Here is a 23,133-nt window from a genome sequence, read left to right on the forward strand (position 1 = left end):
AATAAGGGTTCTTACAATGCTTCTCAGGCCTGCCTTTGTCGGCAGGCTTGGCCCGAGATAGTTTACTTAATTAGTATTAAACCATTTCCTTGTTACAATACGTAGTTTTTTCAAAATCCCGAATATTTATTGCAATAATCGGTACTTCTGGAAACATTGCTTTTAGTACTGATATAATTTGTTTTGACAGATTAGCTTTTTGTTCTGTATTTCGTCCTTCCATTATAATTGCGAAAACATGGATGAAGTTATTGTGTGTGTTTCCTGTATTGTAATATTGAAAAGGATTAATTCTTACTTTTATTTCTTCAGGTAGAAATAATCTGGTTAAATCTGCAGCATCATAAACTTTTCGCATGATATCTTCTGGTGACTTCAGTTCTATAATTTGTTTGGAACAGTCTATTATAAAATGTGGCATAATTGTATTTATTAGTGAAACTCAATTTTGAGAAGTCAGTAAGACGCACTGAAAATTGCAAGTTGAACTAATCCCGCCTTTTTCGTCGGGATCTAGGTTCAATACCACGCCCTTTGGGTCGATTCCTATTATTGGGTTCAGGGCCTGCCTTTGTCGGTAGACAGGCTTGCCCTGAGGTTTAATACCTTTTATTTAATTATTGTTTGAAATTTATTAACCTTGGAATGAATGTCCACTTTCAAACTTTCATCATTAATTTCTCCATCATTGAAATTATCATAGAATGAAGGCAATGAAAACGTATCTGTGATACTAGCTCCCATAAACGGGAAGTAAGCATTTGCTGATTGTAATACACTTGCCCCACCTCTTCCTCCTGGCGAAGTTGCCATTAACAGCATAGGCTTTTCTCTCCATACTTTCATATTTACACGAGATAACCAGTCTATAATATTTTTAAATACCGCTGCATAAGACCCATTATGTTCTGCGAGAGATACTATAAATCCATCGGCAGTATCAAATAACTCGTTTAGTCTTTTTATTGCAGTCGGTATGCCATTTTCAGCTTCAAAATCAGGACCATAAATTGGCAGTACATAATCATTTAAGTCAACTGAAATAACATTTACTTTTTCTAATAAGTTTGCTGTATAGCCAATCAAACTTTTGTTTATAGATTTTTGACTATTGCTTCCTGCTATTGTGATTATTTTCTTCATGATTATTGTTTTTTTGAGATTAATTTATCTATTGACCATTTTCCACTACCATTAATTACTATACTTAATGCAAGACCGATAATTAGAAGCGAATATTCGAAGCCTTCACCGGCCTGATTACCAAACCAATTCATAAAAAAGCCATGTTCTAACTGCGTTGTATAAATAATACCCAAGAACATTCCTGCTAGTGATAGTGCCCAAAACCTGCTGATAAATCCTAGAATTAATGAAATTGAGCCAAAAAACTCGATCATTATTATTGAAAATGCAATAATACCGGGTAAGCCCATTTGAGTGGTGAAGAAATCTATTGTTGCGGAATAACCATAACCACCAAACAGTCCCAGTAATTTTTGTGCACCATGCGGAAATATTACCAAACCAAGTGTTAATCTTGCAATGCTAAATCCAATCTTTGGATTTGTCGTTAAAAGTGTTTTTGCTAAATGTTTCATAATGTTTAAGATTTAAAATTGTTTATAAAGTTTTTCGGTAATACAAACCGAAAGATGATTTTTCTATAGGATTGGATCCATACTGGTCAAAGTCAAGACCAATACCCAATTGGTGCCCTTTATAAGACACACCCGCACGTAATTGCTGAAAACTTCTGGAATGAGTTTTAAACTCGTCCCAGACAGTTAAAAACTGTCCATTTAACCAAAGAGATAGATTGTGATTTATAGGTGTGTTAAATTGAAACTGCGCAAACGCTTCAGCATAGCTGCCATTGGTTTGCTCAGAATGGGCTATGGTAGGAATAATTACAAATACTACTCGTGAATGTTTTAGTGCAAACTTTGCTGACTAACGTTCTGAATACCCAGCAATACTGTTGTAATATAAAGATGGACCAATTGAAACATTCTCATTAATATTCCAGAATAGCGTAGGCTGTACTCCGATCTCATCAAAGCCTTGATTTTCTTCATCTTTAAATTTTTGAAAGAAGGCCAGTGTATTAATGCTAAGAGTTTTGCTCTTATTAATGGTATAACTGGAGTATAATGTAAAATCTGTTTTATCAAGACCAGAAAACAGTTCTACTTGAGTAAATTGTGCTTGTAAGTGGTTTGCTAACCCAATTGTAAAAAACGATGTAATGATGATTATTCTTTTCATGCTTCAAAATTCCGACAGGAACACATGAAAAAAAATGAACTAGTTTAAGACTTTTACATTCTGTTGACTTTCGATATTATTTTACTCATAAATTCTGGAGTAATACCGATATAGCCTGCAAGGTCTTTTTGGGTAATTCTATTTACAATTTGAGGATATTTGCTTTTGAACTCTATATATCTTTCCTCAGCGGTTAAGGAAATGCCATGGTTGGAACGTTGTATATAACTTATAAGTGACTTTTGGTATAGAATGCGATAAAACTTTTCGAATTTTGGTATTTCTTGAAATAGTAGATCATAATTAGCCCTGGATATACCCAATAATTCTGAGTGCTCTGTAGCCTTAATAAAATAAGGTGTTGGTTTTTTCATCATAAAACTTGCAATGTCTCCGGTCCAATAGTCCTCTACTGCAAACATGGATATGTGAGGAGCACCTTCTTCATCCATCGTGTAAACCTTTAGACATCCTTTAGTAATAAAGTACTCGTATTTGGTAACATCACCTGCCTGCATTAAAAATGCCTTCTTCTTAGCTTTAATCTCCGTAAGTAATGAAAGGTATTTTTGCTTTTCCAACTCGGTTAAATCAATAAACCTAGCTATATTGTTAAGTATTAGAGTATGTGATTCTTTATAGTACAATTTACGCTTAGTTTGAGTTGGTAGGCATTTTTTTTAGCCATTTTCTATAATTATTGCCAACTCTTACAGATAATCAATTATTTAAAATGGATATTTCTTTCAAGCTGGGAAATTCAGTTAAATACTCAATTCTTAATAAAAACCATGCAGTGCTGCCAAGGAAGGTTGTCAATGTTTCGGTGAAGCTTCAGCCCGGCCGCTTCCATTTCCTTAATGGCCTGGGCTTCCGTCATTTTATGTAATTCTTTTATGGGCACAGACTCATCTTCACCCCTATATTCAATTAAAAACAGTTTGCCATCGGCCTTCAGGGCTTTTTTGATGGAGACCAACATTTCTGCCGGATAATTAAATTCATGATAAACATCGACCATCAGTACCTTGTCCAGCGAATTTTCTGCTATGTTTATATTTTTTTCACCACCTTTTATCACCCTTACATTTTTAATTTGGTCCAGCTCTTTGCGATTACTTATCTCTTCCAACATTTCATCTTGAATATCAACAGCATAGATTAGGCCACTCTCGGCCAACTTTGCCATCTTAAAAACATGGTAACCGGATCCCGCACCAATATCCGCTATAATATCTTCCGGGTCAATAGCCATATTTAGCAGTAGGGTAGAGGTGTTTTCCTCTATTTCACGCTCGGGACGGTCCAACCATTGCATTCCCTGATACCCCATTACATAGGCAATTTCCCTGCCCATATACCATTTTCCAATACCGTTTGGATCTCCTTTCTTATAGGTATAGTTGGCGTTAGGGGTTTTATCTTGTGCAATTCCCTGATGCCACTGTAATAATATCATGATAATGAATAAGGTCTGCGCAACTTTTTTCATAGGGTTTTAATTTTCTAGTTCCTCTGTAATCGTTAATTGTGGACAGGAATGATTACCCTATTAAAAGTAATGAAATTAATGCTTTCCCAAATTTCAATTTTACCAAGAGATTTTCCCAAGACTTGAATTGCCATTGAAACTCCCTTTAAATGTATGCCCCTCGTAAAATTTTGTTAGGCCCACAATAACAGCAAAACCAATATAACATGGATTCACTAGCCATAAATTTCAACAATCATTGATGTTTTTCATGTTTATCAAGAGGTGAGCCAACTTAAATCACTAGCGGTATATTAGAACCATATTTTTTTGCGTAATGAATGGTTACAAATTATTTATATTTAGATAACCTTTCTTTTATCCAACCAATAAGTTTATAAGATTAACTTGGCAACCTAGTTGGCAACAGTATGAAACTAAAAAGCATTTTACCCACCATTTTTTTATTGATCTGTGGATTTGAGATGTTTTCCCAAGAAATCAATACACCGGAACTTTATTTAGAACCTATCTTCCATGTAAATTACGGGGATGCTACCGCGGATAAACCCCAGTCAAAATCATGGACAAACCAATATGGGCAATGGTTGATAGTTGGGGATGCGGATGGTCCCAAATTATTAAAAAAAGAAACTGCTGCCTGGGCGAGTCAATTTGAAGTAAATAAGGCATGGCTTAATTTACCCGTTAAGGCAGATGTGTATAACAAGGATGATAAGGCGCATATAGTCTTGGTCGGCGAATGTGCTTTGGATGTCGTCCAAATAAGGTATTCCCTCCAAAGCAAAAAATACGAACATCAATGGAAGGAATCCCTGCCTATTCCTCAAGACTGTCAATCCATTGAGACGGCTACCATCACCCGAGATTCAAAAAATCAATATTGGGTCTGTTCAGATGTGGACCAAAGAATTATGGTTTGGCACTCTGTAAATGGCAGGGATTGGTCTTATCCCATTACGCTGGCAGATAATATTAATGCAGACGATATTTCTTTAATAGTCGGACTAAAAAATCAGGTATCCGTCATCTGGTCCAACCAAAATACCCAATCCATTATGGAGCGAATCCACATTGATGGGGAGGAGGCCAATAATTGGTCGGAGCCCATAATTGTTCAACAAGGAGATAACAATGCAGACGATCACTTGAATGCTACCGTATTTAAAAATGGGGAAATGGCCTTGGCTACCAAAAACAGTGTAGACCAAATAAATCAACCTCAGTTTGTTTTGAGAATAAGGGATAAGGAGGGCAGATGGACCAACATTCCATATGAGAACCTTACTGCACAAAGAAGTCCTTCCCGTCCTATTGTTAACCATGTTGAATCGGGGAAAATATTTGAAGCACATGCCGTAAAAAATAGGGAGAACAATCGATATTTTATTTCGGTCAATGAAATAGTAAAAAAGAAAAATGGCTGGGAGTTTAAGGAACTCATCCAATTAAAAACCAAAATAAATGGGAAAAACGGTGATGTAACCTCCAGTAAGGCCAGTTTTCTACCCAATGAGGCCAAATTCATATTTTTTTCTGATGATTTGGGCAATGTTTATTCCTTTGACCTTGATAAGCTCTAGCAGGAATATATTAGGTGCATCAGTGTGAATTGAAGAAAAACAACTTAATGTCCCCATCGTTGGTATAGCCCTACATTTTAAAGTTGTTCATTGTAAATTATTGGACTACGGACAATTATGTTCTAATAGTTCCTTTCCTTTCAAAAAATACCTAGCTACGATTACTGTTTCATAATAGTCCAAGTACAGAAATTGTGAATATCTATTTGTTGATTAGGGGGGCAAATTTTCCTTTAAGGACTACTTTTGGCATCCTTTAAAAAAACATAGATATGAGTCAGACTTGGTACGAGTGCAAAGTAAAATACAGAAAAACACATGAAACGGGAGAGCAAAAAGTAACTACGGAAACCTATTTATTGGATGCCATATCCTATACCGAAGCGGAAAGTAGGATAAATGAAGAGATGGCCGCCTATACTAGTGAAGAATTCCTGATTACAAATATAAAGGTTGCGAATTTTTCAGAGGTGCACCCATTTGAAAATTCAGATCGCTGGTTTAAGTCGAAAGTAGCTCTAATTGCCTTTGATGAAAACAGTGGTAAGGAAAGAAAAACCAATATCTATTTGTTGGTTCAGGCCAATGATGTAAAGGAAGCTTATGACAATACCATACAAGCCATGAAAGGCACGATGGGCGACTATAGTATTCCTGTTATTTCAGAATCTCCGATCATGGACGTATTTCCTTATTTTTCAGGAGATGAAGGGGATTTGGAACAATTGGAAAAGTTCAATGCCTTAAAGGCTTCAGGTTCGGAGCCCAATTCGCTTAATGAAGATTTGGAAGCATTGGATACTTTTGAAAATGAGGAAGCCCTGGCAGTTGGAGCCTTGGAAGGGGAAGAGGAGTAGACCAAATTTCTTGGGGTTGAGTATATATAGAGGGCCAATAGGCCCTCTTTTTAGTAATCCTAACAGTTTTATAGCATTATCCCTCCCGAAGCTTCAATGCGCTGACCATTGATCCAGCGTGCGTCCTCGGTACACAAAAATGCCACCACACCACCAATATCCTCGGGTTCTCCCACTCTTCCCAAAGCAGTGGCAGCAGTGACCGCCTTTCTTTTTTGCTCGTTGGTCTTGTTTTCCCCACCACCAAAATCAGTTCCTACGGCACCTGGAGCCACAACATTCGCAGTAATTTTTCTATGTGCCAATTCTTTGGCCAAGTACCTGGTAAACACTTCTACAGCAGCTTTTGCCGGAGCATAGGCGGATGATTTTGGAAAAGTAAACCTGGTTAGTCCGGAGGAAATATTTATAATTCTGCTGCCATCTTTTAAATAGGGCAAGGCTTTCTGTGTTAGGAAATAGACCCCCTTGAAATGAACGTTTACCATTTCATCAAACTGTTCTTCCGTGGTTTCAATAAAAGGTTGGTAAATTCCGGTACCTGCATTGTTTATTAAAAAATCGAATTTCTCCTGCGCTGTCTCGGTTTTCAGATAAGCGGAAAGCTCAATAAAGAATTCATCAAAGGAATTTATCCTAGCGGTATCCAATTGTAGCGCATAAGCCATCCGCCCCATATTCCTTATCTCGGCAACAACCTTATCTGCCGCCGATTTGTTGGAGTGGTAGGTGATAATAACATCTATTCCTTTTTTTGCAATATTAATGGCCATATCCTTACCTAGACCTCGACTGCCTCCTGTTACTAGTGCAATTTTGTTTTCGGGCATTATAATGTATTTTTGTTTTAGTAAAATTCGGGAATAATAAAGAAAAGGACCAAGTACAATCCAATTTTGTTGAAGTCAATATTATTTTCCGTTATTGTTGTGAGCAATATAAAAGCTTATTGTTCTGTACATACTTATATAGTACTTGGGAGCATTTACTACTAACTATCCAATTGTTTTTCTTTCCTACTTTTTAACGATTATAAAACAAAGAATAGAGCAGGCCAGGGTCAAAAAACTCCCCAAAATTAATTCTATCAAGCTTTTGGCGAATAAATTGCCGAGGGTATTCAGGGCAAAAAAGACCACAAATACCCAAATAAGGATATCAATAGCCTTGTTTGATTTTCCGCTCTTTAATAGTTTGTATTTAATTAACAGAACCAAGACCATAAAGATATTGATCAGAATGGAAAAGGTTTCAAAGGATTTCATTTCCTCAACAGAATTCAATCTGCCAGCCCAGACTTTATCATAAGGTATTTGTTCGGTGAAAATTAGGAGATGAAATATCAAAATGGTTCCGAGTAGAAAAAACATGATTTTGATAGCTACTTTCTTGTTCATTATAGTCTTTTGCATTATTAATATTAGGCAACCCTTCAATTATGATTATGGTTTGGTAACCAACCGCCAGGCCTTCCTTGCTTTTCTTGATAATAACGCATTGGCCTCCGCATCCCCAACAAACTTTTCCTTTTCCGAATCCCAGTTAAGTTTTCTCCCCAATCTATAGGAAATCAACCCCAAATGCATGGGCAGTGTCATATTGCGGGCATAGGCCAGGTTTGATTCGGGTTGGGTTCTCGATTTAACCGCATCCACAAAGTTTTGTTGATGTCCAGGCGAACGGATTATACTTTGTGGTATTTCAGGGATATCGGTCATGGTTTCTCCATTAATGGTGATTTCCCGGGAATTGTAATCACAGATTAGACTGCCCTTGTCCCCTTCAAAATAGGCTCCGATCCCACGATCGGCAGCACCGGGAACATTGGGAGGTTCAGTGGTCCAATAGATTTTTAAATCATCGTAATCGTAATCGACTTCCAACCATTTAGGGGTGTCTGCAATACCTTCGGCCTTTTCCCCACGGGCAACAATACTTTTCAAACCTTTAGGATCCAAGGCCCAGAAAGCCACATCGGCAATATGGCACCAAAAATCGGCAAAATAACCTCCGGAATAATCCAGAAAATATCTATAGGTAAAGTGGCATTTTTCAGGAATGTAATCTACATAGGGGGCTGGCCCCAACCACATATCCCAATTTAGGCCTTTGGGTACGGCAATGCTTTTTGGATTGCCCAGATTGGGTGGTGCCCCCGTTTTCCATAAACGAACCGTGTGCACCTTGCCAATTGCGCCCGACTTAACAATTTCAACAACTCGGTGATAGTTGTCGGTAGCATGTATCTGGTTGCCCATTTGGAAAATACGGTTGTGCTTTTCCAAATTTTTGAGCATCATCTGCCCTTCCTTAACATCATAGGAAAGTGGTTTTTCACCATATACATCCTTTCCTGCCTGGAAAGCCAAAGTTGCAATCTGGGCATGCCAATGGTCCGGGGTTGCACAGGTAATGGCATCTATATCATTACGATCCAAGATATGCCTAAAATCCCCATATCCTTTTACTTTTTTACCAGGTTGCAGGGTTTCCATAGTTTTAAGGCTATTGGCCAAGTGCATTTCGTCTACATCGCAAAGTGCTACTACATCAACTTCAGGCAATGCGCTGAACCATTTCATATGGCTGTTACCCATGCCTCCAACGCCAATGTGGGCCACCCGTAGGCGATCGCTAGGAGCAAAGTGGCCATAGGCCGAAGGCAAAAGTGTTAGGCCCAGTAGTCCTAAACCACTTTGTTTTATAAATTCTCTACGTTGTTGGTCTTTAACTTTCATGAACGTTTAGTTTAATTAATAGTAGTAGTACAACCATAACCAAAAAATTAGAGTTGGACCTATCTTATTTCTTGAGCTTCGAGAATAACCATTCTCTTCTTAAATCCTGTTGTTCAGGGTAGGTCCAATGTTGCGTTTTTTGGAAAAGATGCAATTCCTTCGGAGCTGTAAGTACGTTATAGGCGGAATAGGTAGAGGCTGGCGGACACACATTGTCATTATAGCCCCAACTATACCAGCCTGGTGCTTTTACAAAACGTGCAAAATTTACGACATCGTAATACTTTGAAACTTCTATTTTCTCTGGTTTATTGGTGAATTCGTCCACGAAAATCTGTGGCCAACCGCCGGCACGTCCATGTAGAAATCCGGTCATATCAGACAGGGCAGGGTAAAAGGCCGCCAAATAATCAATTCTATCATCCAATCCGGCAGTTACAATGGAAAGCGCACCTCCCTGGCTACCACCGGTAACGGCAATATCCTCGCCGTTAAATCCCTCCACACTTTCTATAAAATCTACTGCTCTAACACAACCGAGATATACCCGGCGGTAATAGGCATTATCCCTATCATCCAGATTAAAGGTCTGGTAACCGTTCAAGGCCCCTTTGCCAAGATCATCATAAACACTTTGGTCCAGGTTTACAGGAATACCGTGAATACCAATGGTAAAGGAGATGAATCCTTCTGCCGCCTCGTCAATTTCCCCATAATAGGGCCGTATGCCCGCGCCCGGTACATGTAGAATGGCAGGATATTTTCCTGGCTCCTTGGGCTTGGTAAGAATGCCATAGATTTTCCCTTTAATGTTGTCCAACCTCACATGGTAAACATCTACCTTATCGGTACAACGTTCGGGCATCAAGGTCAATACCGCGTTCATGGGAACTTGATTCAATTCTTCCCGATTTTTTTTCCAAAACGCCTCAAAATCTTTAGGTAAGGTGGTAGTGGGTTGTATTTTGTTTGGCGCAAAGCCCACTGTAGTGTAGGAGGAATATTCCTTTCCATCTACCTTAACTTTTACCGTACAACGCAGGAATCCAGGTTCGGTAAATTTTTTGGCCTTTATTTTGGTGGAATTGTTTTTGAGGATGCGGGTGCCTTCATCCCAAATTTTTAAGGTTCTATATCCTGGATCAGGTTGAATGGTATATTTAATTTCGATGCCGTCCAGGGGGACATTGTTTTTATAAACAGAAATTGAAAATTCGGCCTGATCGCCAAGAGAGTAAGTCCAGTCGGCATGGTTTGGACTCACCATGACCTCTACCAGTTCCTGGCGGGGTTGTGCACTTAAATAAAAGCTAAAAAGGAGAAAACACGCAAGGGCAGTAAAAATTTTCATTTTCATTTTTTTTGGTTGGTTTGTATTCAACATTCAGCTACACCGGGGGAGTATGCATAATATGGCATGATAGAAATTGGTAATGATTCCTTGCCACTTTTGAAAGATAATAAATATGGTTGAAATTTTGGTCTATAAATGAACAAGACCCCACAATGTGAGGTCTAGATTTTTATAAATGTTTGGATAATCTAAGACTTAGGACTCTGATTCGTCCATTTCCATAATCAAATTTGCAATAAGCGCCGTCCATCCCGTTTGATGAGATGCCCCAAGACCCTTGCCATTGTCACCATCAAAAAATTCGTAAAAGAGATGTTGGTTTTTGAAATGTTCATCTTTGGAGAAAAGTTTATTCCGGTCATCCGCATGGTATTGGAATTTACCTTCGGAATTGGGCTCGAACAACCTTACCAACCTTTTGGTAAGCTCATTGGCTATTTCATTTAGATTGAGTTTCTTTCCGGATCCAGTAGGGAATTCATATTGATAGGTAGGTCCATAGAAGGTATAATATTTTCGCAAGGACTGAATGATCATATAATTCAACGGCATCCAAATGGGACCCCGCCAATTGGAGTTGCCCCCAAACATATTGGACCTACTTTCACCAGGTTCGTAGTGAATGGTATAATGACCGTTGTGCTGAAATACAAAAGGATGATCCTTGTGATACTTTGAAAGGGAACGAATCCCGTAGTCTGATAGAAACTCATCTTCATCCAAGAGCCGTATAAGGAGTTTTTCCAGTCTATAGCCCCTCATGATCGAAAAAAGATAGTTGCCATCCTTGTTGGCCTCCTCTATATTGGAGATTAGGGAAGCCAGATCTGGTCTGGTCCTAACAATTTCGGCGGCCCTTATTTTAAACTCCTTCAATTGTTCAAAGAGGTCCTTGTGAATGATCTCAACGGCAAATAAGGGAATTATACCTACCAAGGAACGTACTTTCAATCTACTTGTTGCCCCGTTGGAAAGCTCAACTACGTCGTAGTAAAAGTCGTCCTCATCATCCCACAGGGAGATATCTTTTTTCCCTATATGGTGCATGGCCCAGGCAATATTCAGGAAATGCCTGAAGAATTTGGCCGCAGACTCCTCATACACTTTGTTGGTCTTGGCCAGTTCCAAAGACATGCGCAGCATATTTACCGTAAACATGGCCATCCAACTTGTCGCATCGGCCTGCTGCATTCTGCTAACGCCAGGGGGCATGTGATTGCGATCGAAAACCCCAATGTTGTCCAGACCCAAAAATCCACCTTCAAAAAGATCGGTGCCATGTTTATCTTTTTGGTTTACCCACCAAGTAAAATTGATAAGTAGTTTTTGGAAGGCATGTTCCAGAAATTTGGTGTCCCCTTTGCCAGTGCGCAGTTTATCCTTTTCGTAGACGTTCCAAACCGCCCAAGAATGAACAGGTGGGTTAACGTCACTAAAATTCCACTCGTAGGCCGGGATTTGCCCGTTGGGATGCATATAACTCTCCCGCAATACCAACAGCAATTGTTCTTTTGCAAAATAGGGATCTATTTCCACAAAGGAAACCATATGAAAGGCAAGGTCCCAGGCCGCATACCAAGGATACTCCCATTTGTCGGGCATGGATATTACATGCCTATTGGTAAGGTGTTGCCAACTAAAATTTCTAGCGGCCACACGGAAGGGTTTTGGTTCCCCGGGCCCCCCAAAAAGCCATTTAAAAACATCATAGTAGTAGAATTGCTTGGTCCACAACAGACCTGAAAAGGCACTTTTGGCAATGGATTGGTGGGCTTCTGGCAGATCGGTCTTTAGGATATTGCCATAAAAATCCTCACTTTCTTTTATTCTTTGATCGAATACGGCGTCAAAATCGGACCAGGGATTCTCCAATTTTTTCTTGCTTAGCCGTATCCTTATGCTTTTTTCTTCTCCCGCCTTAAGTTTAAATTTATACCATACGGCCGACTTGGATCCATTTTTTTCTGGATTTACAGTGGGCTTACCATTTACCACATGGTCATTGATGCCATCCTTAACATAGTCCACCTCATTGTCCACATTATAAATACGTTTGTTGTTGGTCTCATTTTCACAGAACAGCTGTTCACCATCTTCATGGTAGAAATAATGCCTTCCGTTTCTTATACTTCTGGATTGTATACAATTATCGCCTATAGATTTGATACTAGGACGGCTAAACCGCTTATTATGCTTCCAAAAATTTCTAAACCAGAGGTGTGGAAGTACATGTATCTTGGCCTTTCTGCGACCTCTGTTGACCACCGTGATTTTCATTAGAATATCTTCTACATCTGCTTTGGCATATTCAATATAACAATCAAAATAGGCATTGTTATTAAAGGATTTGGAATCCAATAGCTCATATTCCATGTCTTCCCGGCTGCGAATGTTGTTATTGACCAACTCCAGATATGGAAATTTTTTCTGTGGATATTTATATAGGTATTTGCAGTAGGAGTGGGTTGGTGTGGATACCTGATGAAAATATAGTTCCTTAACATCTTCCCCGTGATTACCCTGGTTATTGGTAAGACCGAACAAGCGTTCCTTTAAAATTTTATCCTTTCCATTCCAAAAGGCAGGCGCCAGGCACATTATTTCCCTAGAATCGCAAAAGCCGCCTATACCTTCTTCTCCCCATCTATAGGCATTGCTACGTGCTTTTTCATGATCTACAAAATCCCACGCATGTCCATGCTCACTGTAATCCTCCCGAACGGTGCCCCATTGTCTTTCCGCCAAATACGGACCCCATTTTTTCCAATTTTTGTAATTGTCGGGAACTGCCAGTCTTTCTTCCTCAGCAATTTTCGGGGTAAAATGTGCCATTGAGATCTTGTTTAGGTGTAAATAGTAGAATTAAACCATAGATGTTAAAAACCGGTATGTTCTATAGCTATACATAAAGTTTGAACAACTATTTTTTAATACTGGTATTATGGTAAAAATAAGATTAATTAATTCAGTTGGTAAATATGCAGTTCAATATTGCCTAATTGTTATTTTTATGGACATACTTTTGTTATCTCATTAAAAAATAAGGTCCAAACTAAGGAAGTCATATTGTATTTACGCGGTTTGGGTAGTTGCCCAATCTTACTTTTACGAAAGGAGATAGCTTTTTTAAGGATTTGTTGGACAATCTATAGTGTCGGTCCTTTTAAGGTATTGATGCGCAAGCTGTTCTTTTTAATTGGCAACTACATTAGCAGGAATGTTGCTTTGCATTGCGTCTTCAATTTTGTCCAGAAGGTCTTCCGGTTCAAAAGGTTTAAAAATGAAACCATTCATGCCACTTTCGATAATTTTGCTCTTTACCTCCATAAATACAGAGGCGGATAGTGCCATTATGGGGGTAACTGTATTAAATTTTCTTATTTCTTTGGAAGCGGTATATCCGTCCATTATCGGCATCTGAATGTCCATAAGTACGGCATCATAATTATTTTCCCGAACCTTGTTTACAGCCTCTTGTCCGTCATAAGCCACATCAACGACAAGGTTGGCCTTTTCCAAAATTTGTCTGCCCACCATAACATTGATCTGATTGTCTTCCACCAACAAAATTCTTTTTCCCTTTAGATCATGTTCTTTTTTCTTGGTGGCTTGTTCCAGTTCATCGTTCGAAGCCAATTTTAACTGCAAATCGAAATTAAAACTACTGCCAACGCCCGGCTCACTATCAATTTTTACTTGTGACCCCATGGCTTCCACTATACTTTTTACAATGGGCAGCCCTAGGCCTGTTCCACCATACAAGCGATTTGTACTGGTTGAAGCTTGGGTAAATGCTTGCCATACTTTTTCATGCTGATCCTGGGCAATGCCTATACCGGTATCCTTTATTTCTGTATGCAAAAGGACAGTATCTGTGGTTTCGTTTAGTTTTGTGATCCTTAGGGTTACACTTCCTTCATCGGTGAACTTGATGGCGTTTGAAACTAGGTTGTTTATTACCTGGTTAAAACGTACTATATCTAACTGTACAATGGGAAGATCATCATCAATTTCCAATTCAAGGGTAATACCTTTCCGTAAACAACTGGGCTCATGAATTTTTTTAATTTGTTTTACGGCCAACATTATATTGGTAGGAATTGGATCCAAGGTAATTGTTGTGGATTCCATTTTACTGAAATCCAAAACATTGTTAAGCAGGTTCAGCAAAATCTTCCCTGAGTAGTTCAGCGCTTCTATATTCTGCACCTGATCTTGTCTTGGATTGGAATCCCCCAATATGTGCGAGAGGCCGGTAATAGCATTTAAAGGGGTCCGTATCTAATGGCTCATCATACTCAAAAATCTTGATTTGGCGTTGGATTCCTCTATGGCTTCTTCGCGCTGGTTGTGGATGCTGGAATAATACTGGGCATTTATATAGGAGAAATAAATTAACTGATAGGTTACCAATAAAATAGTGGTACCAATGGAGACAGGATAAACATATTTACCAGCCAGTTCAGGATCCATATGGATATTGGTGAACAGATTAAAATCCGTATAATACAAGAGAAACCAAAGTAGCATTGAAAGTCCGGAAAATAGGGCTATAATCTGCCGCTCACGTCTAAAGGAAAAGGTTACAAAGGGTAGGGCCAGGGCGAACATTAAAATAAACTCAACACTACCTGCTTTTCCAATAAATGAAGCCGTGATGGCAACACTTATATTAAAGGCAATCATGTAGATAAAGCGCGCAAGGGTGAGGTTTCCTTTTTTAGAAACAAGCGCCGAAATAATAAAAAAGGGTACCGTAGCCCCAATATATGTGCTCAATTCCATCAAACCCAAGCTCCTGGCAATAAAAAACCAAATTGTGGATATCATGGTTGTTAATATTGATAAGCAAAATACCAGTTTTACTCGTCTAGAAGAGAATTCAGCCATTGGTTTTAATAAATTAACGCAAAATAGGTGTACAATTGGTACTGGAACCCGCCATTTTTGCGATGTTTATAGAGTTCACTTCACTAGAACGATTATATCCTTTATTTATTATAGGTAAATTCTTACAATTTAGATTGGGAACCCAATCTTGCAGGGAGAAGGGATTATATTAAAGAGTGAAAATTCATCAATAGTTGTATGTGATTAAATCTCTTCTATTATTGATTTTCCGCAGGATTTATTACCACTTGTCCATTGCCAATTTTCGTAAAGTCTGATTTTTCCGTTGGACAGAATTTCCGGTTTTGAATTGCAGACCCCGGTCATTAATTCTCCTTTAGCGTTAACTTGATGATACCGCATGTCTATATTCCCGTCCGGGTCTACCAAACCTATCAAATGTCCTCTTATAATTTCCCCACCTTCATAATCGGAAGTCAATATATTGCCTTTTTGCCGGTATTTAAAAATGGTTTCAGCGGAAGTTTCCCCATTTTCCGAGTTTTGGACGGTTCTAAATTTCTTATTGTTATAATTCATGGGGATCTTTACATTTAAAATCAATCCTACTTGGTATATACTATTTCGCCCCCAAAAATCGTCATGGCTATCTCCGTATTTAAAAGCTCTTTTTCAGCAACCTTCATTAGATCCTGGTTATAAATAGTGAAATCGGCTAATTTACCAACCGTTATAGAGCCCTTAATGCCCTCTTCAAAGGCTCCATAGGCCGCATCCAGGGTATATGATCTAAGGGCCTGCTCCCGTGTCATCTTTTCTGCCGGCTCATAACCTCCATCCGGGGTACCTTGTAAAGTCTTTCTTGTTACACTGGCATAGAAACTCGCGATTGGGTTTAGTGGTTCCACTGGTACATCGGTGCCGTTCACTATGGGGATACCACTTTTTAAAAGGCTTTGCCACATATAGGCACCTTCTTTTATTCGTTGTTCTCCCAAACGGTCAATTGCCCAAGCCCTATCCGAAGACATGTGTATGGCTTGCATTGCCGGAATAACTTTTAATTGGGCAAATCGGGGTATATCTTCAGGATGTAAATGTTGAGCATGCTCTATCCGGAACCTGTGATCGGTTGCCAATTGGGGCAATTCGGTAAAGGCCGATTCGTACCGGTCCAGCACTTCCCTATTGGCCCGGTCGCCTATAGCGTGTGAGCATACCTGAAAACCGTACTCTAGACCGTTAATTGCGGTTTCTTCCACAAAATTCATTGGGAGGGTTTCGTGGCCAAAATGTCCAGGCCTATCGGTATAGGCTTCCAACAACCAAGCCCCTCGCGAACCCAAGGCCCCATCACAGTTTAATTTCACGGAGCGGATAGTTACTAAATTATCGGGATCCACTATTGGACCCTTTTTATACCATTCGTTCAACAACTCTTTGTCTCCGCCCGTTAGCATGCCGTACAGTCGAATTTTCATTTTATCCTTGGCTTTCATTTCTTCGTATAGCGCAATGGTCTCTCTACCTATTCCCGCATCGTGAAACCCGGTAATACCATTTTTATGGCAGGCGGCAACCGCCATTTCAAATGCTTTGATATCTTTTGCAGGAGTGTTCTCGGGTATGTGTTTTGTAATAAGGCTTTGGGCAAGCTCATTGAAAATACCCGTTGGCCTTCCCATGGCGTCCCGCATTACTTCACCACCTTCGACCTCAAATTTGCTGATTCCTTCCTTGTCCAATTCCATTAGGCCGGCAATTTCCATGGCCTTGGCATTGGCAAAACCTGCATGACCACTGGCGTGCCCCAAGTAAACCGGATTGTCAGGGGAAACTGCACTAAGTAAGTCATGTGTTTGAAAGCCATTTACTGTTTCTGAGGGCATTTCCGTCCATTTGCTTTGATGCCATCCTCTGCCCGTAATCCATTCTCCCGGCGCTGCAGTTTTAACTCTCTCGGCTACAGCATCTACTATTTCTTGATAGCTGGTGGTGTTATTGAGATCTAAGTTCAATTCATTGTAACCCAATCCCATGAAATGGCCATGCCCTTCTATTAATCCTGGCGTCATGGTTTTATCATTAAGATCCAACAGTTGTGTTTGGTCGTTTTTGTATTGTTCGGCTTCGGCAAGACTACCGGCGAAAAGGATAGTGTTGTCCTTCACGGCTACTGCTTCTACCATTGGCCTAGTAGCATCTACAGTATAAATATTACCTCCAAATATAAGTAAGGTGGCAGATTCATGTACCGTACCCTTGCAGGCTGTGAAAAGCAGGAAGCTTATGGACATTCTTACGAAAAGAGAATATCGTAATCGCATAAATATTCGTTTTAAGAAAGCTGAATTTACAATTTTAGGTGGAAACTAAAGGCAATGCAATGAGCAATTCCATTTTTTCAATAAAATTATTTACCAAAGGATGGGCAGCTTTTTTAATTGGAATAGAGATTAAAAAATTCTTCCGTATCCTTAATATCATTTAAACCCAAGATCCAACAAACTTCAGAAAGGTCCGAAAAATCCCTTCCACCTTGAGAAATACTCTTATTGTTGTAGCGCCCATCTTTTCCGTTATATTCATTTGAAATTTCAAAGGCGAGTTCCCAAACTTCAAGCAATTTTGGATTTGTAATTTTGTCCTTCCAATGGGTATATACTGCAGAGTTAAAACCAGGTGTCCCATTACCTACCACATTGCCGTCCGGTATTTTATGATAATCGGTGTTATTCTTTACGAATTCCAAAGCATTTGGAGAGGTAGATTTTTCATTCCAATCAGAATGTTGAACCACATGTATATTTTCGTTCGTGTTTATTTCAGGTAAACTAGCCTTAATGGATTGAATAAGTAGGGCAGTAAAATCTGATTGTCCCGCTTCAGCTATCCATACATGGCCTTCATTTAAGAGGGTTTCGGTTATTTTGGACTTAACTTGTTCAACGGCGGTTTGTATATTATCATGTGCATCCGTCCAATTGTCCCTGAATGCCAGCTCAAACAATGGATTGGGAGGAACGTACAAGCCGTTCTGAATACCGTAAGTGCCAGCAACGGCGTGATAATTTATGTTAGAATAAGTGACGTTGGACATGAGTGTAAAAAAAGCAGCTACGGTGTGGAGGTCATCTACATCGGTTTTACAATCATATTGAACCAATAGGAGGTCTTTTTCAATATTGAAACTTCCTACTTGCAATTTGCTGTTATCTATGTCATTACTTCTGCATGATAATAATATTATCGCTACTATAATTAATGTTCTTGATACCATTATTAGCTAACTAAATTAATCACAATTTACGTTTTTTACTTAACACAAAAGCTCACTGTGACAATTTATCAATATTACCATCTAGAAAATGTTTTAAATTCTTTCTAGGGTACGGTGTTTAAAATTAATTGAGCCTTTTTTAAAAAAGTAATATTGATTCTGTGGCTAAGGACAGCTAATATGGATTTTTATTCAGTCTTTAAAGGCGGGTAATAATTAATGCAACAAGTTTGCGCAGTCTTAGGGTAGAACTAAATACTGATTGTTACTTTATGTTCCGCGGTTTGGAACAATAGACATTCTGGGTACACCAAGACCATATTATCCCGATTATTCTTTCCCAATAATATAATCTGCAAAATAGTTCTGGGAATCTGTTATCCTGCCCACAATTTTAAGTCCCGTATTTAAACAGATATTTTGAATGGTAGCGTCGTCGTATTTTCTTGAAATTTCGGTGTGGATCTGTTCTTCTTTTCTGAAAGCGACTTTCATGTCCAAGCTTTTAATCTCTACCTCTTGATTGACAATACTTTTGATAGCGCTTTTGGCTACTCCTTGCTCTTCGTCATACATAGGCGTATGTTCAAACAAATCGGTGTTAAAATCTGCATCAAGTTCGCTGTTTATTCTACTCAATAAATTAAGGTTAAACTCGCTGGTTACCCCCTGACTATCGTTGTAGGCAGGGAGTACAATGTCCTTGCTTTTCTTTAAATCCACGCCAAGTATAAGTTTATCACCTTTGGATAAGTTCTCACTAAGATGGGTCAAAAAGAAATTGGCCTCCACATTCTCCATATTTCCAATATTGGAACCTAGGAACAGTACAACTTTGGGAAGGGGAGAGGGTTTTAAATCATGTAGGATATGAAAATAATCCCCTAGTTTGGGACAGATTTTTTTATTAGGGAATTGTTGCTTAATATTTTCTTCGATTTGATTTAGGGCTTTTGCAGAAATATCAATCGGGCTGTACTGGTATTGAAAGCAGAGGGTGTCCAATGCTTTTAGTAATTCCATGGTCTTATACCCATCACCAGCACCAAGCTCAATTAGGTCGAAGTTTTTTTGATTTGTAATACCTAGGAGATTAATGATTTCAGAAGCTTTGTTTTCAAAAATTTCAAACTCTGCATTGGTCAAATAATACTCCGGCAATTTCATGATCTTAGAAAAGAGTGCAGAACCCTTTTCGTCATAAAGATACTTAGAGGAGAGGCTTTTCGGGCTTTTGCTGAGCCCTTCTTTAACATCGATGGCGAATTGCTTGTTCATTTTGCTAATCGTATTCCGGTAAATTGCCATTGGGCATTTGGGTGAAAAAAATTGCGATAAGTTGGTCGGCTATGCTTTGGTGAAGTGGCTATTGAGGCTCCACGGAGAACCATTTGATTAATCATAAATTTGCCATTGTATTCCCCTATTGCACCAGGGGCTTTTTTAAAACCGGGATAAGGCAGATAAGCACTGTTGGTCCATTCCCACCGCTGCCCCCAATTAAGTTGGCTCGAAGCTATTTCCCACTCAAATTCTGTAGGCAAACGCATGCCTTTCCATTCAGCAAAAGCCATGGCTTCATAAAAACTGATATGTTTTAAAATGTCATTTTCCTTTATTTTCTGAAACCCTTTTAAGGTATAATGCATCCATTGCCCATCTAGCTGATGCCAATACAAAGGCTTAGAAACTTGGTTTTGTTTTAACCACGACCATCCTTCATCCAACCACAGGTTAAAATCCATATAGCCGCCAGCTTCAATAAACTCAATGTACTCCCCATTGGTCACCAAGCCTTTTTGAATTTCAAAATCGTGCAAATACACTTTATGGACTCCTAATTCATTATCAAAACAAAATCCATCTCCCTGATAGCCAATGGTGTAAACCCCTTCTGATATTTTTACATGTCCTGACTCCCTGTTACTTTCTTGATCCAGTAAGCTGGTTTCCACATCATAAGCAGGAAAAATGGGATTTTGCCCAAACATATATTTGATATCGCTCAGCAATAATTCTTGATGCTGTTGCTCGTGATGCAGGCCTAAGGTTACTAATTGAACCATTTCGGCATCCAACTTTTGCTGTAACAATTGCCCCATGGCCGTATCCACATGTTTACGATAAGCATACACCTCGTTAGTAGTGGGTCTGGTAAGATTACCACGTTTTGCCCTTAAAACCCGATCTCCTGCATTGTTGTAATAACTGTTGAACAAGTAGGGGAAATCTATATTGAAAAGCTTATAATCTGGGAGATGGGGAAGTAATACAAAGGTTTCAAAAAACCAACTGCTATGTGCCAATTGCCATTTAACCGGACTTGCAAATTCCGCTACCTGGACTACATAATCCTCTGTTTGGAGCGGTTTGCAGATTTGTTCCGTATAAGCCCTAACGTCATTGTATTGGTTTATCAAGTCCATTATTCAAGTCCTTTTTTATCTGGATTCCAGAACGGTTTGGTTTTAATTTGCTTGGTTTCCCAAAGAAGTTCCTGTCTAAAAAACCGGTTTAAGGCAACACACACTCTACTATCGCCTGCTATATAGACTATTTTTCTACCTTTAAATTTAGAGACTTTTTCGCTCACCATGGCAATTAATTCCTCGGTAGGATTTTTTGGCAATTGGTAAAAGTTGAAAGGGTGGGAGCCATCTATATCGGGAAATAGGTCCTGTTTATCTTGACTGTACACAATGCTTTCCACATGTTTGTCTAAGCCTATATTTCTAAGGATCATATAAAGATGGGATAGTGCGGAAAGGTCTCCTATCATCATATAGTTATCAGCAGTATCCTCCGCCAAAAAGTTGCCTTTTTTGTTTCTAAAATATATTTTTTGACCCACCTGGCATTTTTTTATCCATTGACTTCCAATTCCGTTGCTGTGGGTAGCAATGGCCACATCTAAATAGGACTTCTCTTTGTTGATATCCCAAATGCTATAGCTTCTCATTTTGTCTTTTAAGGACAATTCATCATTGCCGATCCCGAGTCCCATACGTAGGAAGGAACCTGGAATAAAATTGATTTTGCCAATGGTTTCGTTTTCTAAACGTATTTTATAAGCAGCCTCGGAAAGTTTCACTTTTTCAGTGATTACTGCCTCATTTAAAACAACGGATTTTATTATGCTTTCAATAAAACTCATGCCTTTTGTTTTTTTGAATGATTTTGATGATAATTTTCTATCATGGTTAAAGGGGATTTATGCGGTCTTCCAGCGGCTTTTTCATAATCTGAAACCACTTCGTTGGCTCCATTTCTAATGCCTTCATAAATTCCTGCAATGATGGTACCAAGAAATTCACCCAAGGCGGCCTGCCGTTCTTTCTTATAGTCTTCAACGGAAATTGAAGTAAATTTTAAATTGGTTTTGTACACTTGATTTATATATTCCGCCAATTGAGTTTGGGTAATTGCTTCCCCGACAAGGTTTAAGGTTTGGCCGTTTAGTTTATCATTTAAAAGGAGTTGTGCGTAGGCAAAACCTAATTCTTCCCTACTGGTATAGGTGCATTTTCCGTCAGCGGCACAGTTGGTAATTCCACCTTCCTTTATATAGGTGTCCATGTACTCCAAGTCGGGTTCAATATAAATGCCGTTTCTACCAATAATCAATTGTAAACCAGAGCTACGGACATCTTCTTCGGTCTGTCGATTACTTTGCACCACCGGGCTGAAGGCGGTATTTTCTTCATCGCCAACGATGCTGGTGTACACTATTTTTTGCACTCCATTTAACTTGGCGGCTTCAATCACGTTACGGTGTTGCTGAATTCTCTTCTGAGGTTGATCCATTCCAGAAACCAATAACACTTTATCAACGCCCTTTAAAGCCGCATCAAAATCTGTACGACTGTTGTAATCCCCTTTTCTGATTTCTATATCCAAGTGTTTGGCCTTTTCTGGTGTGCGTGCAATGCCTATGACGTTTTCCTTACCAATTTCCTTAATCAGCGCTTTTGCTATTGAAGCTTCTAATTGACCGCTTACGGATGTTACTGCAATTTTCATGGGTTATATTTCTTTTAATTTTCTTTGATGTATTCGATATGCCAATATGCTTTTTTTAATGGGGGGTATTCTTATAATAAATCCCAAGCCCACAATTACCGCATAGATCAGCCAGGTTTTATCCAAAAGCGCCACATGTAGTAAACTAAGTACAATAGCAACATATGCCAAACTTTGTAATTGTTTCCACTTTGACTTTAACCTTTTCATGGATTTTCTGTTTGATGTAAATAGTAACGGAAGCAATATTAGTACGGCTATAAAGCCGGCAATGTAGTTTGCTTGGGTAAAAGTTTCCAAAAGACCTTCGCCCCACACAAATATAATGAAGTGAAGTAGGCTCCATACCGCTGTGGCAATGCCCATGGCTTGGCGTACAAAAAGGTTATTGATGCCAAACAGAATAAAGAAGGGAGTACAGGTTAATACGGCTGTCATCCAACGAATGGCAAACTCCCCGGAAATGTGATACAATATGTCCAATGTGGATCTACCTTCACTTGCAGTATCTTCAATCATGCTAATGGATAGCCCATTTGCATAATCAATATTGACCATCCCGAAAATGATAAATAAAGGCAAGATCGCCAAAATGGCTACAAGCATCCACCCGTAGTTTCGTTTTATAAACTTCATTCTATTTATTTGTCGTTAAAGCTTCCAATTCCTTTTCCAAGGATTCGGCTTTTT

General features: G+C 39.0%; 23 protein-coding genes. 2 read left to right on the forward strand and 21 right to left on the reverse strand.

Translation table 11 applies throughout. The annotated features are described in order from the left end of the window. Window positions 1–76: 76 nt before the first annotated feature. The 6 genes from U735_RS0110330 to U735_RS0110355 form a co-directional block, all read right to left on the reverse strand. Complete coding sequence (locus U735_RS0110330) at window positions 77–421, reverse strand: 5-carboxymethyl-2-hydroxymuconate Delta-isomerase (RefSeq protein ID WP_031443745.1); 345 nt, start codon at window positions 419–421, stop codon at window positions 77–79. 188 nt (window positions 422–609) lie between these two features. After that, window positions 610–1,143: an NADPH-dependent FMN reductase gene (locus U735_RS0110335; RefSeq protein WP_031443746.1), complete on the reverse strand. Its 534-nt coding sequence runs from the start codon at window positions 1,141–1,143 to the stop codon at window positions 610–612. Between the two features lie 2 nt (window positions 1,144–1,145). Then, a complete protein-coding gene (locus U735_RS0110340; RefSeq protein ID WP_031443747.1) occupies window positions 1,146–1,601 on the reverse strand; it encodes a DoxX family protein in 456 nt (151 codons plus the stop codon). A gap of 352 nt (window positions 1,602–1,953) precedes the next feature. Further along, a complete protein-coding gene (locus U735_RS25965) occupies window positions 1,954–2,268 on the reverse strand; it encodes a hypothetical protein (protein WP_232233240.1) in 315 nt (104 codons plus the stop codon). Window positions 2,269–2,321: 53 nt separating this feature from the next. Continuing rightward, window positions 2,322–2,915 carry a Crp/Fnr family transcriptional regulator gene (locus tag U735_RS0110350; protein ID WP_031443748.1) on the reverse strand — a complete coding sequence of 198 codons (594 nt, stop codon included), beginning with the start codon at window positions 2,913–2,915 and terminating at the stop codon, window positions 2,322–2,324. A 125-nt stretch (window positions 2,916–3,040) separates the two neighbouring features. Next, window positions 3,041–3,760, reverse strand: coding sequence for a class I SAM-dependent methyltransferase (locus tag U735_RS0110355; protein ID WP_031443749.1), 720 nt, complete (start codon window positions 3,758–3,760; stop codon window positions 3,041–3,043). Window positions 3,761–4,170: 410 nt separating this feature from the next. Here U735_RS0110355 and U735_RS0110365 point away from each other — a divergent pair, with 410 nt between their 5' ends. Next, the gene (locus U735_RS0110365; protein ID WP_031443750.1) at window positions 4,171–5,343 is read left to right on the forward strand and encodes a hypothetical protein; all 1,173 of its coding nucleotides are present in this window, start codon (window positions 4,171–4,173) and stop codon (window positions 5,341–5,343) included. A gap of 272 nt (window positions 5,344–5,615) precedes the next feature. Further along, window positions 5,616–6,200, forward strand: coding sequence for a DUF4494 domain-containing protein (locus U735_RS0110370; RefSeq protein ID WP_031443751.1), 585 nt, complete (start codon window positions 5,616–5,618; stop codon window positions 6,198–6,200). Between the two features lie 68 nt (window positions 6,201–6,268). Here U735_RS0110370 and U735_RS0110375 read toward each other — a convergent pair whose 3' ends face one another. The 15 genes from U735_RS0110375 to U735_RS0110440 form a co-directional block, all read right to left on the reverse strand. Continuing rightward, complete coding sequence (locus U735_RS0110375) at window positions 6,269–7,030, reverse strand: SDR family oxidoreductase (protein WP_031443752.1); 762 nt, start codon at window positions 7,028–7,030, stop codon at window positions 6,269–6,271. 186 nt (window positions 7,031–7,216) lie between these two features. Continuing rightward, entirely contained in the window at window positions 7,217–7,597 is a 381-nt protein-coding gene (locus U735_RS0110380; RefSeq protein WP_031443753.1) for a hypothetical protein, read from the reverse strand. A gap of 45 nt (window positions 7,598–7,642) precedes the next feature. Next, a complete protein-coding gene (locus U735_RS0110385; RefSeq protein ID WP_031443754.1) occupies window positions 7,643–8,938 on the reverse strand; it encodes a Gfo/Idh/MocA family protein in 1,296 nt (431 codons plus the stop codon). A 64-nt stretch (window positions 8,939–9,002) separates the two neighbouring features. Beyond that, window positions 9,003–10,289, reverse strand: coding sequence for an acetylxylan esterase (locus tag U735_RS0110390; RefSeq protein WP_034248734.1), 1,287 nt, complete (start codon window positions 10,287–10,289; stop codon window positions 9,003–9,005). Window positions 10,290–10,487: 198 nt separating this feature from the next. Beyond that, on the reverse strand, window positions 10,488–13,124 hold the full coding sequence (locus U735_RS0110395; protein WP_031443756.1) for an MGH1-like glycoside hydrolase domain-containing protein: 2,637 nt from the start codon (window positions 13,122–13,124) through the stop codon (window positions 10,488–10,490). A 360-nt stretch (window positions 13,125–13,484) separates the two neighbouring features. Then, a complete protein-coding gene (locus U735_RS25970; protein WP_262482709.1) occupies window positions 13,485–14,573 on the reverse strand; it encodes a response regulator in 1,089 nt (362 codons plus the stop codon). Then, on the reverse strand, window positions 14,574–15,122 hold the full coding sequence (locus U735_RS25975) for a hypothetical protein (protein ID WP_232233245.1): 549 nt from the start codon (window positions 15,120–15,122) through the stop codon (window positions 14,574–14,576). It abuts the gene before it with no gap. A gap of 264 nt (window positions 15,123–15,386) precedes the next feature. Then, a complete protein-coding gene (locus tag U735_RS0110405) occupies window positions 15,387–15,722 on the reverse strand; it encodes a hypothetical protein (RefSeq protein ID WP_031443757.1) in 336 nt (111 codons plus the stop codon). Window positions 15,723–15,748: 26 nt separating this feature from the next. After that, window positions 15,749–17,470 carry an amidohydrolase gene (locus tag U735_RS0110410; RefSeq protein WP_031443758.1) on the reverse strand — a complete coding sequence of 574 codons (1,722 nt, stop codon included), beginning with the start codon at window positions 17,468–17,470 and terminating at the stop codon, window positions 15,749–15,751. A gap of 113 nt (window positions 17,471–17,583) precedes the next feature. After that, on the reverse strand, window positions 17,584–18,348 hold the full coding sequence (locus U735_RS0110415; protein ID WP_232233246.1) for a hypothetical protein: 765 nt from the start codon (window positions 18,346–18,348) through the stop codon (window positions 17,584–17,586). Window positions 18,349–18,753: 405 nt separating this feature from the next. Further along, complete coding sequence (gene egtD, locus U735_RS0110420) at window positions 18,754–19,701, reverse strand: L-histidine N(alpha)-methyltransferase (protein WP_031443760.1); 948 nt, start codon at window positions 19,699–19,701, stop codon at window positions 18,754–18,756. Continuing rightward, window positions 19,698–20,849: an ergothioneine biosynthesis protein EgtB gene (egtB, locus tag U735_RS0110425; protein WP_031443761.1), complete on the reverse strand. Its 1,152-nt coding sequence runs from the start codon at window positions 20,847–20,849 to the stop codon at window positions 19,698–19,700. The genes egtD and egtB overlap by 4 nt, the downstream gene beginning before the upstream one ends. Continuing rightward, window positions 20,849–21,577 carry a siderophore-interacting protein gene (locus tag U735_RS0110430; RefSeq protein ID WP_031443762.1) on the reverse strand — a complete coding sequence of 243 codons (729 nt, stop codon included), beginning with the start codon at window positions 21,575–21,577 and terminating at the stop codon, window positions 20,849–20,851. Before U735_RS0110430 ends, egtB begins: the two co-directional genes overlap by 1 nt. Continuing rightward, complete coding sequence (locus tag U735_RS0110435) at window positions 21,574–22,443, reverse strand: NmrA family NAD(P)-binding protein (RefSeq protein ID WP_031443763.1); 870 nt, start codon at window positions 22,441–22,443, stop codon at window positions 21,574–21,576. The genes U735_RS0110430 and U735_RS0110435 overlap by 4 nt, the downstream gene beginning before the upstream one ends. Before the next feature lie 3 nt (window positions 22,444–22,446). Next, entirely contained in the window at window positions 22,447–23,079 is a 633-nt protein-coding gene (locus U735_RS0110440) for a ferric reductase-like transmembrane domain-containing protein (protein ID WP_031443764.1), read from the reverse strand. Window positions 23,080–23,133 lie beyond the last annotated feature (54 nt).

This window comes from Arenibacter algicola, from assembly GCF_000733925.1.
GTDB classification, from domain to species: Bacteria; Bacteroidota; Bacteroidia; order Flavobacteriales; family Flavobacteriaceae; genus Arenibacter; species Arenibacter algicola.

Bases quoted from the DNA above. Each gene is read 5' to 3' on its own strand.
- U735_RS0110385 (WP_031443754.1), bottom strand. From the start codon at position 8,938: ATGAAAGTTAAAGACCAACAACGTAGAGAATTTATAAAACAAAGTGGT.
- U735_RS0110410 (WP_031443758.1), bottom strand. From the start codon at position 17,470: ATGCGATTACGATATTCTCTTTTCGTAAGAATGTCCATAAGCTTCCTG.
- egtD (WP_031443760.1), bottom strand. From the start codon at position 19,701: ATGAACAAGCAATTCGCCATCGATGTTAAAGAAGGGCTCAGCAAAAGC.
- U735_RS0110435 (WP_031443763.1), bottom strand. From the start codon at position 22,443: ATGAAAATTGCAGTAACATCCGTAAGCGGTCAATTAGAAGCTTCAATA.
- U735_RS0110330 (WP_031443745.1), bottom strand. From the start codon at position 421: ATGCCACATTTTATAATAGACTGTTCCAAACAAATTATAGAACTGAAG.
- U735_RS0110375 (WP_031443752.1), bottom strand. From the start codon at position 7,030: ATGCCCGAAAACAAAATTGCACTAGTAACAGGAGGCAGTCGAGGTCTA.
- U735_RS0110395 (WP_031443756.1), bottom strand. From the start codon at position 13,124: ATGGCACATTTTACCCCGAAAATTGCTGAGGAAGAAAGACTGGCAGTT.
- egtB (WP_031443761.1), bottom strand. From the start codon at position 20,849: ATGGACTTGATAAACCAATACAATGACGTTAGGGCTTATACGGAACAA.
- U735_RS0110340 (WP_031443747.1), bottom strand. From the start codon at position 1,601: ATGAAACATTTAGCAAAAACACTTTTAACGACAAATCCAAAGATTGGA.
- U735_RS0110380 (WP_031443753.1), bottom strand. From the start codon at position 7,597: ATGAACAAGAAAGTAGCTATCAAAATCATGTTTTTTCTACTCGGAACC.
- U735_RS0110405 (WP_031443757.1), bottom strand. From the start codon at position 15,722: ATGAATTATAACAATAAGAAATTTAGAACCGTCCAAAACTCGGAAAAT.
- U735_RS0110440 (WP_031443764.1), bottom strand. From the start codon at position 23,079: ATGAAGTTTATAAAACGAAACTACGGGTGGATGCTTGTAGCCATTTTG.
- U735_RS0110370 (WP_031443751.1), top strand. From the start codon at position 5,616: ATGAGTCAGACTTGGTACGAGTGCAAAGTAAAATACAGAAAAACACAT.
- U735_RS0110430 (WP_031443762.1), bottom strand. From the start codon at position 21,577: ATGAGTTTTATTGAAAGCATAATAAAATCCGTTGTTTTAAATGAGGCA.
- U735_RS0110390 (WP_034248734.1), bottom strand. From the start codon at position 10,289: ATGAAAATTTTTACTGCCCTTGCGTGTTTTCTCCTTTTTAGCTTTTAT.
- U735_RS0110365 (WP_031443750.1), top strand. From the start codon at position 4,171: ATGAAACTAAAAAGCATTTTACCCACCATTTTTTTATTGATCTGTGGA.
- U735_RS0110335 (WP_031443746.1), bottom strand. From the start codon at position 1,143: ATGAAGAAAATAATCACAATAGCAGGAAGCAATAGTCAAAAATCTATA.
- U735_RS25975 (WP_232233245.1), bottom strand. From the start codon at position 15,122: ATGATATCCACAATTTGGTTTTTTATTGCCAGGAGCTTGGGTTTGATG.
- U735_RS0110355 (WP_031443749.1), bottom strand. From the start codon at position 3,760: ATGAAAAAAGTTGCGCAGACCTTATTCATTATCATGATATTATTACAG.
- U735_RS25965 (WP_232233240.1), bottom strand. From the start codon at position 2,268: ATGAAAAGAATAATCATCATTACATCGTTTTTTACAATTGGGTTAGCA.